Origin of the sequence: Anatilimnocola aquadivae (assembly GCF_049819085.1) — a bacterium.
Classification (GTDB): domain Bacteria; phylum Planctomycetota; class Planctomycetia; order Pirellulales; family Pirellulaceae; genus Anatilimnocola.
The window spans coordinates 3,190,576-3,202,720 of record NZ_CP187419.1 but is presented as its reverse complement, the minus strand read 5'-3'; the positions used below and the strand labels follow the sequence as shown (position 1 = coordinate 3,202,720).

Here is a 12,145-nt window from a genome sequence, read left to right as displayed (position 1 = left end):
ATGGGAATTTGGTTACGGCTTCCGCCGGCACTGCCTTGGCACGCGCACTCGAACAGAGCTACGCTGGACTCGGATCACTTGGCGCAACGGATGGATGGTGTTTCGAGGACTCGAAAAGTTATCGGGACGGCGCGTCGACGCGAGACTGTTCAAGGTGCCAAATCAGGTTATCAAACGGTTATCACCAAAACGGGAAATAACGGACTGGCCGCTTCGTAAGGCATTGACTGTCAGCCACTTAGCGGGCTGATAACCGCTTTCGCGAGTTGCTCATTTGGTTATCAAAAATGGTTATCAAGCGTGTCATTTTTCCGCAGGCCGCCAGAGGTTCGGCGGGCCAGGTTTTCATATTTCAGTGGTCAGATAACGGCCGCTGGCCAGCGGATTTGCCGGAAGGCTTCGCGATGTCAGATTGAAGCAGTGGGGAAGCCGCGTTGACGCGATGGGTCGGTGATTAGCGGTTGTGAAAGAGCGACAGCGGGGTCTATAATCAGCCAACTTCCGGGCCTACCTTGTGGAACCGCTGATTTCCCGTAAATCAGGGGGCTGCGAATCAGTAGACAAGGTGTGCCCTCTCTAGCCGGTTTCGTCAGGAGTGAACGCAGTGGCATCGGGTAAATATTTCTTCACGAGCGAATCTGTCAGCATGGGCCACCCAGACAAGTTGGCCGACCAAATTTCGGACGGCATTCTGGATGCCATCTTCGCCCAAGACCCGGCCAGTCGCGTGGCTTGCGAAACCATGGTCACCACCGATTTCTGCTGCCTCGCCGGCGAAATCACGACCAAGGCAAAAGTTGACTTCGAGCAAGTGGCCCGCAAGGTCATTCGCGAAGTGGGCTACACCGACGACAAGATCGGTTTCAGCGCCGATACCTGCAAGGTCGACGTTCACCTGCACAGCCAAAGCCCGGACATCGCCATGGGCGTTGACCGCGACGGCGCTGGCGACCAAGGCCTGATGTTCGGCTATGCCTGCAACGATACTCCCGAATTGATGCCGCTGCCGATCGCCCTGTCGCACCGCATTATCAACCGTTTGACTGAAGCTCGCTTCAAGAAGGAAGTGAACTGGCTTCGTCCCGACAGCAAGAGCCAGGTGACGGTCGAATTCGACGGCGACAAGCCCGTTCGCATCGACGCCGTCGTGGTTTCGACCCAGCACACGCCAGAAGTCAGCAACGAAGAGATCGCCAAGTTCGTCAAGGAACAAGTGATCCTGCCAGAACTGCCCGCCGAGTTGAACCAAGGCGACATCAAGTTCTACATCAACCCAACCGGTCGCTTCGAAGTGGGCGGCCCGCACGGTGACTGCGGTTTGACGGGTCGCAAGATCATCGTCGACACCTACGGCGGCTGGGGTCGTCACGGTGGTGGCGCTTTCAGCGGTAAGGATCCGACCAAGGTCGATCGCTCGGCTGCTTACATGGCTCGCTACGTGGCCAAGAACATCGTCGCTGCCGGCCTGGCCGACCGCTGCGAAGTTCAACTCGCCTACGCCATCGGCGTCGCTGACCCGGTCAGCGTGCATGTCGACACTCAAGGCACCGGCCGCGTTGACGATGAGAAGATCTGCAAGCTCATCCGCAAGTTCTTCCCGCTGACTCCCAAGGGCATCATCGCTCACCTCGACCTTCGCCGCCCGATCTATCAAAAGACGGCAGCCGGTGGTCACTTCGGTCGCGACGAAGCCAGCTTTAGCTGGGAAAAGACCGACCTGGCTGAGAAACTGGCCGAAGCGGCTGGAGTGGCGGTTGCGGCTCGGTAGGTTACTACGTTGAATTTGAAATTTCGCGGGTCATGATCAAATCATGGCCCGCTTTTATGCGCCAGTACACCGTGCGAGCAAATCGATTCGAGGGCTGCATTTCGTACTAGCAACGTGGCGGTCGTGGCGAAAGGAATCTGAGCTTGGAACCGAAAGTATCTAACGGACATCTGCACGCGCCGTTCTTTATTTTCCTTCGGCGCGATCCAGAGCTCTCCGACCAACAGATCCTTGGTCACTTCGGATTGAGGACGCACCGGTACTCCGCCAAGCTTCCGCCGTTCTCCACCTATGTTGTCCTTGCCGATGTGGGCGATTGGACAATGCTGGCCGATGATTGGCTGTATCAACTCTGGCATCTGCCATCGACGAAGGCTGCAATAGAATCGCTGGCGAAAGATCGCGACGTTTTTGCCTGGTCAATTGGAGATTGCGACGAGTCATTTGAATACTGTCTCTACATCAATGGGCAGTTGATTCGCCACTACGTGGTTGATTCGCCACACTTTGATGATCAAGTCGTTAGAGTTGAACTCGGGCAACGGCTCCGCTTTGAATCAGAATTGCTGGCGTCCGACCTGCCGATTGTAGAAAAAATGATCCGCATGGGTGCCAACCTTGGAATCAATGTTGTCGTCAAACAGGAAATGCTTCGAATCTATTCCCGACCGCACAAGTTCCAACTCGATCCAAACGCCGCCATCCGAAACTTTTGATCCCGAAAGGCCAGCCCCAACGCCGTGGCGTGCTCGATGAAAAACCGACTGAGCAAAGTGCTAAGCCATTTCTGTAAGTATTGGTACAGGAGGCCGAACTTGAACCGGCACGCCCTCGCTAGCAGACGCTCGCTCGTCTTCTGCGGTGATTGAGAAGGCGGTTGTGAGCATCACGCGGGGATTGACACCCCCACCCTCAACAACCCAGGTTGGCTCATCAAAGTCGATCAAGGACCGAACGTGGAGATGCGGGAAAACTCGAATTCCTGCTTCAGGCGTTTCTCAACTGGGCGGAGCGGCTAGGTGTATCGGCTCGCTAACAGCCCGAATTTCCTAAAGCCATTCGCGTGTTTGACGAAGGTTTACAGGCGATTTAGGCTACAACGGCTTCCTGCCACCAGAAACAAGAGATACGCCATACAAGGTTTCGCGGAATGATCTACAAGCTCGCAGTATTGCTGCTGCTCTGCACCATTGGCTGTTCGCGGCAGGATGCTGAGTCCGAACTTTCTTTTGCAAAGAAGTTGCCTACGGCCTCTCCGCCGCTCGGCAGCGAACTGCATGAGAATTCGGAAGATGGATTTTCGATTTACTTGCCAGCGGGGTGGGGAGCAATCTCCGATGAGGCGTTGGCAGCGCAAGGTGCCGCGGTATCTGGGCCCGAGGTGACGATTGAATATCTCGCCGGATACCAAGTAGTGAGCAATGACTTGTTCGTTCATCCGTTCGTTCTGGTACGCAAGCTTCCCGATACTGCGATGCCCAGAGAGAAGATCAAAGCTGCCCAGCAACTTATGCTTCAATCGGGCAATGAAATTGCTCAGCGTGTAGAGCAGAACTCGGGACTGCAACTGAATATGGAACTCGGCGTGCCTGTCCTGGAAAAGGAAACGGGCATCGTTTGGTTGAAGTTTCAGCTGGACGGAACGGACGCGCAGCGAGTCGAAGGGATCATGGCGCACTACTACGTCGACGGGCATATCCTCCAGTTCATTGCCGGCACGACCAAGGCTCGCGCGCAAGAGGATTGGACCGTTCTGGAGCAAATATTGAGGACCATTCAGATTCACTCGAGGTAAGGGCCAAACGCGAAATAACTTCCTTTGGTACTGTCGCATGATAATCTGAAGGGGGGGCATGGAGTCAGTCACAGGAGGGCTCAGCGATGAAGGTTTATCGGGCAACGGTCGAGCGGCAGATGGTGAAGGTGTATGGGGCGTTATCCGAGAAGGATCGGCGACGCTACGCGGCGGTCGAAGCGGTGAAACTCGGGCATGGCGGTGTGCAGTACATCGCCGATTTGTTTGGTTGCGATCCCGACACGATTCGCCACGGCGCGGAGGACATCGAGCAGCTGCCGGAGGACGAAGCTGCGGGACGCGTTCGCAAAAAAGGGGAGGCCGAAAGCCAGCTAGCGTTGCGCAACCGGAAATCATTCCTGCAGTGGAAGCCCTGATCGAGCGCGACACGGCCGGTTCGCCCGTCGACGAAAACATTCGCTGGACGAACCGCTCGGTTCCTGAATTGGCGGAGGAGTTGCAAGAGCAGGGCTTTGAGATTGGTCCCGATGCGTTGCGGCGAATCTTGTTCGACGAGCTTGGTCTTTCGCGGCGACAGGCGTACAAGGACGAAGCGGCGTGTGAGTTTGAACATCGCGACGAGCAGTTTCAATTCATTGCCAAGCTCCGCACGAAGTACGAGCGGAACGATTGGCCGGTGCTGAGCATCGACACGAAAAAGAAGGAAATTCTCGGCGATTTCTTTCATCCGGGCCGAGCGATCACCGATGGCCGCGTGGTCGTGCAAGATCACGACTTCGTAACTGCCGAGCAACGACTGGTGCCTTACGGCGTGTACGACACTCGCCGTAATGAAGCGTTCATGTACTTGGCCCGCGGCGCCGACACCAGCGAACTCGCTTGCGATGCGATCCGTCGGTGGTGGGAACGAATGGGTCGGGAACATTACTGGTACGCGCCGCGACTGTTGTTGCTGTGCGACTGCGGCGGCAGCAACGGGTGTCGCCAGCATCGCTTCAAGGAAACGCTATGCCACCTGGCCCATGATCTGCGCTGCGACGTGCAGGTGGCTCACTATCCGCCGGGCTGTTCGAAATACAATCCCATTGAGCATCGCCTCTTCTGTCACGTCTCGCGCGCGATCAAGGCCGTGGTGCTCAAGACCATTCAAGTTGCGCGGAACTTTATCGCACGCACTCACACGACGCACGGACTGCATGTCGTCGCGGAAGTTGCCCGCCGGATGTATCAGAAGGGAATCAAAGCCAGCCAAGCCTTCCTCGATCACAATCCCATTCGCTTCAATAGCTTCCTGCCCCAACTCAACTACACAGCGCCCGCCTTCAACCCCCTATGATCAAAAGCCGAAGTTATTTCGCGTTGGGTTCTAAGGGGGGCGGGAGGCGAGGGACGAGAGGCGAGCTAAAGACACAAATGCAAATGGCAGAGAGTGATCGATGCCCTTTTCCTTGTAGTAAACCAGAATGATCAGGAGTCGCTGTGGGTCACGAACTGTATTACGAAACCAGCGAACGCCACATCGGCAGTATGTCGCTGAGACGGTGGGATGAGGTTCACAAGCTCCTGCCGCTCTTGGTCGATTACCTCAACCGTGCAATGCGCGATGAATGGGAGCCTGGAACCGCGCGCGGCGTGCGCATCATGCATGATGGATCGGTTGCACCAGCAGTCCCGCCGCCAGACGAAGCAGTCCCCGACACAATACCTTTTGATCTCGGGCAGATGCTATCCACGCAATTTGTGGATCAGAATTACATCTACTTCAACTCGGCCCCGGCGTGGAAACGCTTGTTCGCCTGGTGCGACTTTTTGCAGAAGCGGGATGGTGCTTTCGAGTTGTATGCTCCGCTGGCGCTCACGCTCCGACGGGCGTTGAGCGCCGCGCTATCGGGAAGCTGAACTCTTGATTCGACTTTTCAGTACTTGCGCGCTTGACGAAGGATCACGACCGTTTTACGTTGGCGACTCGATGCCCCAAGTTTGGCGACGAAGGGGCGGAGGTGTCCAGGCTGACAAGGACTAATCGAGGGCCTTGGTGTTACTGACATCGTTGCCGAAGGTCTCGTATTGATCGAAGGTCCAGACGACTTTCTTGGCCTTCGGTTCAAGTTCGATCACGAGCGGTTGACCGGCACCCGCGTGGCAATTGCCGATGAGATAGTTTCCATTTTTCAACACTTCGAGCGTGGTAACCCAGGCCAGCATGATGCCAGGGAGGTCCTTTTGTTCCACTTTCCAAACCACATCCTTGGCGGGAGTCACTTCCAATACGCTATGGCCGTTGCCGGTCGCGATGAGCGTGTTGCCATTGGCGAGACGAACCGCGGCGAAGCATTTGTTGCCGAAGGAATCGGGGCCGTGTCCACCTTTGGCCTGACGACCGAACATCGGGACTTCATATTCCCACACGACCTTGCCAGCGGAGTCGTATTCGCGAAGGGTGCCGTCTCCTTCGTGACAGACGAGGTAGTTGCCGTTGTCGAGCTTGCGAGCGAGACGCGTATCGGTGTGCGGGTGCGGATGCTTCACGATGAAGGGAAACTCTTTGAGCAGCTTGCCATCGCGATTGATTTCGATCATGCGCGCTACACCGCTCTCGGCGATCATCACATTGCCATCGGCCAAAGGCTGGAAGGCATGGACTTCGATCTTCTTTCCTTCGTTGCCGTTGCTCTTGGCCGAGTCGTACGACCAGACCACCTTCTTATTCGCCACATCGATCTCGGCGACCTTCGCGCCACCTTGTTGCACCATCAGGTTGCCGCTGGGGAGGACGTGCAAATCGTGAATGCCACCCCAGGGCATTTGCCATTCGATCATTCCCGCGCGATCGACAATTGCCAACTTGCCGGCACCCTGCAGGGCGAGGCGATGCTGGGCAGAAGCGACGGCAGGGACGAGCATCAGGGCCAGCAAGCAGCCGGTGTGAATCCAGCGAAGCGACTTGAGCATGGGTAACTCTGGAGAGAGGGTTGGATGAGCGGAGCGATTGCGTCCAAGCCTAACAACCGATTGCCCGCCTGGCGAGAGTGGCCAAGAAATGACTGCGGGGCCAGAGCTTGCGCGCTGGCCCCGCAGTTTTCGGCGTGGGTCCGATGCGAAATGTATGTTGGGGAACTAGGCGGTTGGAGTTTCGGTGGCCGAGGCGTCGTCGATGCCGGTGCCTTCGGTGGCGGCTGGGGTGCCATTCAAGCGGACATAGCCCATGGCGCGGATGACTTCGAGGATCTCGCTGCAGGTGGGGAACATGCGGCCGTTGGCTCGCTTGTAGGCGTCCATGGCTTGCATGAATTCGATCTCTTCACCCGAGTAATCGCGTTCGCAGGTGGTGGGGTCGATCTGGCGGCGACGTTGGACTTTGCCACGACGTTCGGTCGAGCGGCGTTCGGTTGCAACCGGCACACTTTCCTTGCGGCGTTCTTCCTTGGCGCGGCGATCGCTAGAGCGGCGGCTGATTTCGACTTCGGGCGAGTTGAGCTTAGGCACGAGATTCACCTTGAAAACTTGAGCGAGGGGGATCGCAACGGGGAAGATCGCCGACAGGTGATGGCGACAAGATAGGGAATCGTCCCACGGGCCTGGTAAAATAGACCGGTCAGCGAAAATGTTCGGCTGAGCCAAAGATGCCAGATCGTGCGGTCCTGCGCGATTAGCGAAGCTTACCGGTTGAAAGGGCAGCGGTTGTAGCGAGGCAAGTCAAAAGGGGCCGCAGCTCACGCCTGTAACGGTTGTGCAGGCTCGCAAGGTGCACTGTGGCGATTTCAGGTCACGCAGCGAGGGGAATGGGGAAAAGGGGAGCAGAGTGCTCAACCCTAGGGCGCGAACGAGCAGAGAGCGGACCGCGAATAAATCAACGCGGCCCGATGAGGCTGCTAAGCCAAGTCCAGCGAGTGGCCGTAAGGCTGCACCGCCTGAGGTGGCGTCGGACGAGGTGCACGGTGGCCAGGAAGCGTTCGCATCAGCACGTCGATCGCCACTTCGAACGATTCCCGAATGGGCCGGAAACTGGGAGCGTAGTGCTCGACGTCCAGATTCTCGACGGGAGGCAACTGACTGGCCAGCGATTCCATGGCTTGCCAGTAGGACTCTCGTTGCTGGTACGGATTGGGAAAGAACTCGGGCAATTGCGTGATCGGTGCTTGGCTGGGGGTGGGGCCTTTGGTTGCCTGCCGAGGACCGGGCTTCACGATAATTGCCAGGCCATCGGGATGGACCTGCCCCCCGCCTGATTTGTTCGGCTGAGCGATGGTGTCCTTCGGTTGACTGCGACTAGCAATCCAAACACCCACGCTGACGGCGACAATCAAGGCTGCCGCCGAAGTGAGGAGTGCGGCCCACGGCCGCTGGAAGCGGGGCGGGGGAATGGTGGGGATCGCTGGGGCGCTGAACTCTGCCATGACTGGCAAGCCCAGCTCTGGCACGTTCGTTTGACGCTGCAGGACGCGCAGACCGCGAAACAAATTGTCTTGGGCAGCGAGCACCTCGCGGCAATCGGCACATTCGTCGGCGTGCGCGGCGAGTGATGGATCGTCCTGCACGGGCAGGCGATCATCGAGCAGGTCATTCAGGCGATCTTCAAAGTCAGTGCACTTCATGGGAGGCTCCCTCGACAATGCCTCGTTGCCGCAACCGTTCGATCAATCCACGCCGGGCGCGATGGACCCAGGTCTTGACGGTGCCCAGTGGCACAGCCATTGCCTCGGCGATCTGGTCGTAACTCAATTGATGTTCATGAAACAATACAAAGGCCTGCCGATACTCGTCGCGGACATCCACCAGCGCTAATGCAACCTCCTCGGCAAGCTGCTGCTCACTTTGCGGATCGGGCGCTTCGTCGGGAACCTGCTCGGGCAGAATCTCCGCCGTTGGTCGGCGCTTGCGAGTAGCCAGCGCCGTGCGACAACGGTTTCCCGCAATCGCCAGCAGCCAAGGCTCAAAATCACGTTCAGGATCCCAGCGATGCAAATTCTTCAGCACCCGGACAAATGTCTCTTGGGCTGCATCCTCGGCATCCTGGCGCTGGGAAAGCATTCGCAAGCACAAACCAAACACCTGCCCGCGAAACCGATCGACCAGCGCCAACATCGCCAATTGGTCACCGCGCAAACAAAGCGTGATGAGGGGGCGAAGTTCGTCGGGCAAGTGGCTTGCATGAGCAGGATGCATCGTCATGCAGTTGTACTCCGCTCTGACTCGGGCGGTTTCACCCACGACAAACTTGCCATGGCAAACTCACGCCAACGGACCCGGCAACTTACAAACGAGAAGAAGTGCCTGAGCGGTATTCTAATCGGCAGAGAGAATCTTGCCGACAACAACCTGCAAAGATCTTGTTGTCGGCAAATTCTTAAAAAAGACCGTTAGCGGCGATTGAAGAGCTTCTTCAACATATCGGAAGCAGCCTCACGAGAATCCTTGGCCTTCTCGGCTTGTCGCGGCGGCAACTTGCCGGGCGTTTTCTTCTCGGGACGCTTCGAGTCGTCCATTTTTACTTCCGTCGTCTCCGGAGAGACCTCGGGCGTCGGCGGAGGTGCGACGGACTCTCCCAACACGTCAGCCACGGTTCCGGTGGAAGTGTCATCCACGCGAAACTGCCGCGTTTCGGTGCGGGCTTTCACGTCGGCTTCGTCCAGCCAGGCGGTCACGTCGCTGAGATCTTGACTGGAAGCCGACGCGTTGGTTTGCACCATGCGCGTGGCGGCTTCCTTGATGTCCGAGACCTTCGGCTTCTTGATGCGAGCAGCAGTGTGCTCGATCATCATTTCGAACTCGAGTGGACCTACCTTGACTGTGTCGCCATTGAGCAGCACCGTGTCTCCGGCAATCTTCTCGCCGTTCACGTAGGTACCGTTGCGACTATTCAGGTCGCGCACGATGACCTCGCTGTCAGTGGTCAAAATGACGCAATGCCGCCGACTGACCGCTTCGCTTTGCGGCTTAAGGTGACAATCGTCGTTCCGACCAATCAAGCACTTGGGGGCTGGAAGCTTCACTTCCTTACCCGCATGAGATCCCTTCAACAGCTTGAATCGAACCTGCATAACTCGCCTTCCCTTCGCGATTTGCAATCCGCAAACCTACCCTACGAGAATAATGACGTATCGACCTGATCAATCTCGAAGCGGGGCGAACAACCCTTTACCAAGCGATTCCGAACGCTTGCAGCGGCAACTGCTATCAAACCCGACATAACCGACCAAGTGGCGAAATCTCGCCAAATGAAAATAAATAAACCGGCTTGATCGTCTTAGTCTGAGCCACAGACAATTGGCACTTCCTGGAATTATCATCAGACCCCAGATCGAATTGCAACTAGCAAACTCAATGAATTTCTTGCGAAAACTCTGGCACCGTCAAGATGACTAGGCCAATCCCTAGCGCTTGGCTGTCCATTTAGGGTTGCCAAATTTCCCTTGGACAATTTGCTTCGCGGCTAGGGTTTGCGCGCTTGTCAGCATTGCTGGCACCACATCGGCATGCAAACGCTGGGCCAGTTGAGCGAGCCAAGCCCCGCGAAAGTCGGCAATGCTGACCTCGCGACCAGTGAGTTCTCGGAGGCCGAGTAGTTCTGGAGCGGCGAGGGAACTCCCCAAAAGTACGCTTCCATGTTGGAGCACTCGGGACAAATGACGCCGCTGCGCGCTGCCGCAAATTTTTGATTCCGCGAGCACGACATCTCCGCTGCTGCGCCTTTGGAAGCATAAGAAAGGTTCAACTGCCTTTAACGGGGCAGGGGAGGGGGGCTCGTAAAGTGAGGCACTGACATCCAAGTCAGCCAGAACGACACATAGTGATTGGTGCGCGACCAGGTAGAGTTCGTGAGCAGCAGCCCCAAAACGCTCAGGGACGGGTGCCACGAGGCTGTAGGTCAGTTCCAGGTCGTGCAGGATCGCACCGCCACCGCTGGCCCGCCGAACCACGGCGCAGCTTCGGCTGGCCGCATGCTGCTCGCGATCTTGCAATGCCTGGAAGTAGCCAAGCGAGAGAGTGGGCTCAGACCACTCATAAAAACGCAACGTGAGCCCATCGAACTCGTCGGAGAGAAGCAACGCTTCGTCGACGGCCATGTTCCACGCGCCGGCAGCCGGCGGATCGATAATGACGCGCAGCGGAACAGCCATCGGGAGTTTACGTTGTCGCCGGAGTCCACTTGATGATGGGCTGCCGAGCGGCTTTCACTTCATCGGGTCGACTTATCAGGGTGGTGTGAGGGGCTTCGTGCAACAGGTCGCCCGCTTCTTCCGTAATGCGGAACAAAACTTCGGCAAACGAGTCCAGCGTTTCTTTGCTTTCCGTTTCCGTCGGCTCGATCATCATTGCTTCGGGCACGGTGAGCGGAAAGTAAACCGTCGGGGCATGAAAGCCGTAATCGAGCAATCGCTTGGCTACGTCCATCGCCGAGATGCCCTTGGCCTTCTTCAGCGGAGCGCCACTGGCCACGAACTCGTGCATACACCGCGCGCCCTGGGGAACCGGCAAGAAGTGCTTCACCTTGCTCAGCAGGTAGTTGGCATTGAGCACCGCTGTTTCCGAAACTCGCTTGAGTCCGTCTGGTCCATGCGTGCGAATGTAACAGTAAGCTCGCACCAACACTCCAACATTGCCAAAGAAGCTGCGGACGCGACCGATTGATTCGGGCTTGTCATAAACGAGCCGATAACAGTCATCGGTCTTCTCGACGACAGGGCAGGGGAGATAGGGTCGCAATGTTTCCGTCACACAGATGGGACCGGCACCGGGGCCACCGCCGCCATGCGGACCGCTGAAGGTTTTGTGTGGGTTGTAGTGCATCATGTCCGCACCGAAATCGCCGGGCCGCGCGATGCCGAGAATGGCATTCATGTTGGCGCCATCGAGATAGATGAGTCCGCCGAAGGAATGCACCAGCTTGGCAATCTCGCCGACCGTCTTATCGAACATGCCAAGCGTATTCGGATTGGTGATCATGAAGACGGCAACGGTATCGTCGAGCTTGGATCGCAGGTCGTCCATATCGACGTTGCCCGTCGGCAAACTCTTGACCGTCACAAACTCGAAACCCGCCATCTTCGCACTGGCTGGGTTGGTGCCGTGAGCACTATCGGGAGCGAGAATCTTGGTTCGCTTTTGCCCCAGCTTGCGAAAGTGAGCGGCCGCGACCATCAGGGCGGTGAGTTCACCATGAGCACCAGCGGCAGGCTGCAGCGAGACGGCTGGCAGGCCGGAGATCTCGCCAAAGAACTGCTGCAGTTCGTAGAACAACTGCAGCATGCCCTGCAGCGTGCTTTCGGGCTGATACGGATGCAGGTCAGCCAGGCCCGGCAAAGCGGCGATTCGCTCGTTCCGCTTGCTGTTGTACTTCATCGTGCAACTGCCGAGCGGATAGAAGTGCGTATCGACCGACATGTTGAGCGTCGACAGATTCGTGAAGTGACGCACCACTTCAGGCTCGGCGACTTCTGGCAGTGGCGGCGGTTCAGCGGCGAGTGCCTCGGCGGGAAGCAACTCGGTCGCGGCTGGTCCGCCAACATCGCAGGTCGGCAAGTGAGCGCCGCGACGTCCCTTTTTTGAGAGTTCGAACAGCAACGTAGTCGACTTGAGATTACGCATGAGTGTTATGTGTTAGGTGCAGACGAAGATCA

The 12,145-nt window shown here is 57.4% G+C and carries 13 protein-coding genes; 6 read left to right on the top strand and 7 right to left on the bottom strand.

The window, feature by feature from the left end:
* Nucleotides 1-604 precede the first annotated feature (604 nt).
* The 6 genes from metK (at nucleotide 605) to NA78x_RS12960 (ending at nucleotide 5,423) form a co-directional block, all read left to right on the top strand.
* Nucleotides 605-1,768, top strand: a complete 1,164-nt coding sequence (gene metK, locus NA78x_RS12985) for a methionine adenosyltransferase (RefSeq protein WP_425618879.1) — start codon at nucleotides 605-607, stop codon at nucleotides 1,766-1,768.
* Nucleotides 1,769-1,911: 143 nt separating this feature from the next.
* Nucleotides 1,912-2,484 (top strand): hypothetical protein, encoded by a 573-nt coding sequence (locus tag NA78x_RS12980; protein ID WP_425618878.1) that lies wholly within the window; start codon nucleotides 1,912-1,914, stop codon nucleotides 2,482-2,484.
* 434 nt (nucleotides 2,485-2,918) lie between these two features.
* Entirely contained in the window at nucleotides 2,919-3,563 is a 645-nt protein-coding gene (locus NA78x_RS12975; protein WP_425618877.1) for a hypothetical protein, read from the top strand.
* An 86-nt stretch (nucleotides 3,564-3,649) separates the two neighbouring features.
* A complete protein-coding gene (locus tag NA78x_RS12970) occupies nucleotides 3,650-3,940 on the top strand; it encodes a hypothetical protein (protein ID WP_425613584.1) in 291 nt (96 codons plus the stop codon).
* Entirely contained in the window at nucleotides 3,928-4,860 is a 933-nt protein-coding gene (locus NA78x_RS12965; protein ID WP_425613585.1) for an ISAzo13 family transposase, read from the top strand. The genes NA78x_RS12970 and NA78x_RS12965 overlap by 13 nt, the downstream gene beginning before the upstream one ends.
* A gap of 143 nt (nucleotides 4,861-5,003) precedes the next feature.
* On the top strand, nucleotides 5,004-5,423 hold the full coding sequence (locus tag NA78x_RS12960; RefSeq protein WP_425618876.1) for a hypothetical protein: 420 nt from the start codon (nucleotides 5,004-5,006) through the stop codon (nucleotides 5,421-5,423).
* A 120-nt stretch (nucleotides 5,424-5,543) separates the two neighbouring features.
* On the opposite strand, the gene NA78x_RS12955 is transcribed toward NA78x_RS12960, so the two are convergent.
* The 7 genes from NA78x_RS12955 to gcvPB all read right to left on the bottom strand — a co-directional run bounded on the left by NA78x_RS12955 (nucleotide 5,544) and on the right by gcvPB (nucleotide 12,113).
* Entirely contained in the window at nucleotides 5,544-6,428 is an 885-nt protein-coding gene (locus tag NA78x_RS12955) for a PQQ-binding-like beta-propeller repeat protein (RefSeq protein WP_425619447.1), read from the bottom strand.
* 213 nt (nucleotides 6,429-6,641) lie between these two features.
* Nucleotides 6,642-7,010: a hypothetical protein gene (locus tag NA78x_RS12950; RefSeq protein WP_425618875.1), complete on the bottom strand. Its 369-nt coding sequence runs from the start codon at nucleotides 7,008-7,010 to the stop codon at nucleotides 6,642-6,644.
* A 386-nt stretch (nucleotides 7,011-7,396) separates the two neighbouring features.
* On the bottom strand, nucleotides 7,397-8,119 hold the full coding sequence (locus NA78x_RS12945) for an anti-sigma factor family protein (RefSeq protein WP_425618874.1): 723 nt from the start codon (nucleotides 8,117-8,119) through the stop codon (nucleotides 7,397-7,399).
* Nucleotides 8,106-8,696, bottom strand: a complete 591-nt coding sequence (locus tag NA78x_RS12940) for an RNA polymerase sigma factor (RefSeq protein WP_425618873.1) — start codon at nucleotides 8,694-8,696, stop codon at nucleotides 8,106-8,108. Before NA78x_RS12940 ends, NA78x_RS12945 begins: the two co-directional genes overlap by 14 nt.
* A gap of 188 nt (nucleotides 8,697-8,884) precedes the next feature.
* Nucleotides 8,885-9,565, bottom strand: a complete 681-nt coding sequence (locus NA78x_RS12935; RefSeq protein WP_425618872.1) for an FHA domain-containing protein — start codon at nucleotides 9,563-9,565, stop codon at nucleotides 8,885-8,887.
* Nucleotides 9,566-9,898: 333 nt separating this feature from the next.
* Complete coding sequence (locus NA78x_RS12930) at nucleotides 9,899-10,645, bottom strand: lipoate--protein ligase family protein (RefSeq protein ID WP_425618871.1); 747 nt, start codon at nucleotides 10,643-10,645, stop codon at nucleotides 9,899-9,901.
* Between the two features lie 7 nt (nucleotides 10,646-10,652).
* Nucleotides 10,653-12,113: an aminomethyl-transferring glycine dehydrogenase subunit GcvPB gene (gcvPB, locus tag NA78x_RS12925; protein ID WP_425618870.1), complete on the bottom strand. Its 1,461-nt coding sequence runs from the start codon at nucleotides 12,111-12,113 to the stop codon at nucleotides 10,653-10,655.
* Between the last annotated feature and the right edge of the window lie 32 nt (nucleotides 12,114-12,145).

Excerpts from the sequence above, each read along its gene's own strand:
- NA78x_RS12945 (WP_425618874.1), bottom strand. The coding sequence starts at position 8,119 with ATGAAGTGCACTGACTTTGAAGATCGCCTGAATGACCTGCTCGATGAT.
- NA78x_RS12930 (WP_425618871.1), bottom strand. The coding sequence starts at position 10,645 with ATGGCTGTTCCGCTGCGCGTCATTATCGATCCGCCGGCTGCCGGCGCG.
- NA78x_RS12970 (WP_425613584.1), top strand. The coding sequence starts at position 3,650 with ATGAAGGTTTATCGGGCAACGGTCGAGCGGCAGATGGTGAAGGTGTAT.
- gcvPB (WP_425618870.1), bottom strand. The coding sequence starts at position 12,113 with ATGCGTAATCTCAAGTCGACTACGTTGCTGTTCGAACTCTCAAAAAAG.
- NA78x_RS12940 (WP_425618873.1), bottom strand. The coding sequence starts at position 8,696 with ATGACGATGCATCCTGCTCATGCAAGCCACTTGCCCGACGAACTTCGC.
- NA78x_RS12935 (WP_425618872.1), bottom strand. The coding sequence starts at position 9,565 with ATGCAGGTTCGATTCAAGCTGTTGAAGGGATCTCATGCGGGTAAGGAA.
- NA78x_RS12975 (WP_425618877.1), top strand. The coding sequence starts at position 2,919 with ATGATCTACAAGCTCGCAGTATTGCTGCTGCTCTGCACCATTGGCTGT.
- NA78x_RS12955 (WP_425619447.1), bottom strand. The coding sequence starts at position 6,428 with ATGCTCGTCCCTGCCGTCGCTTCTGCCCAGCATCGCCTCGCCCTGCAG.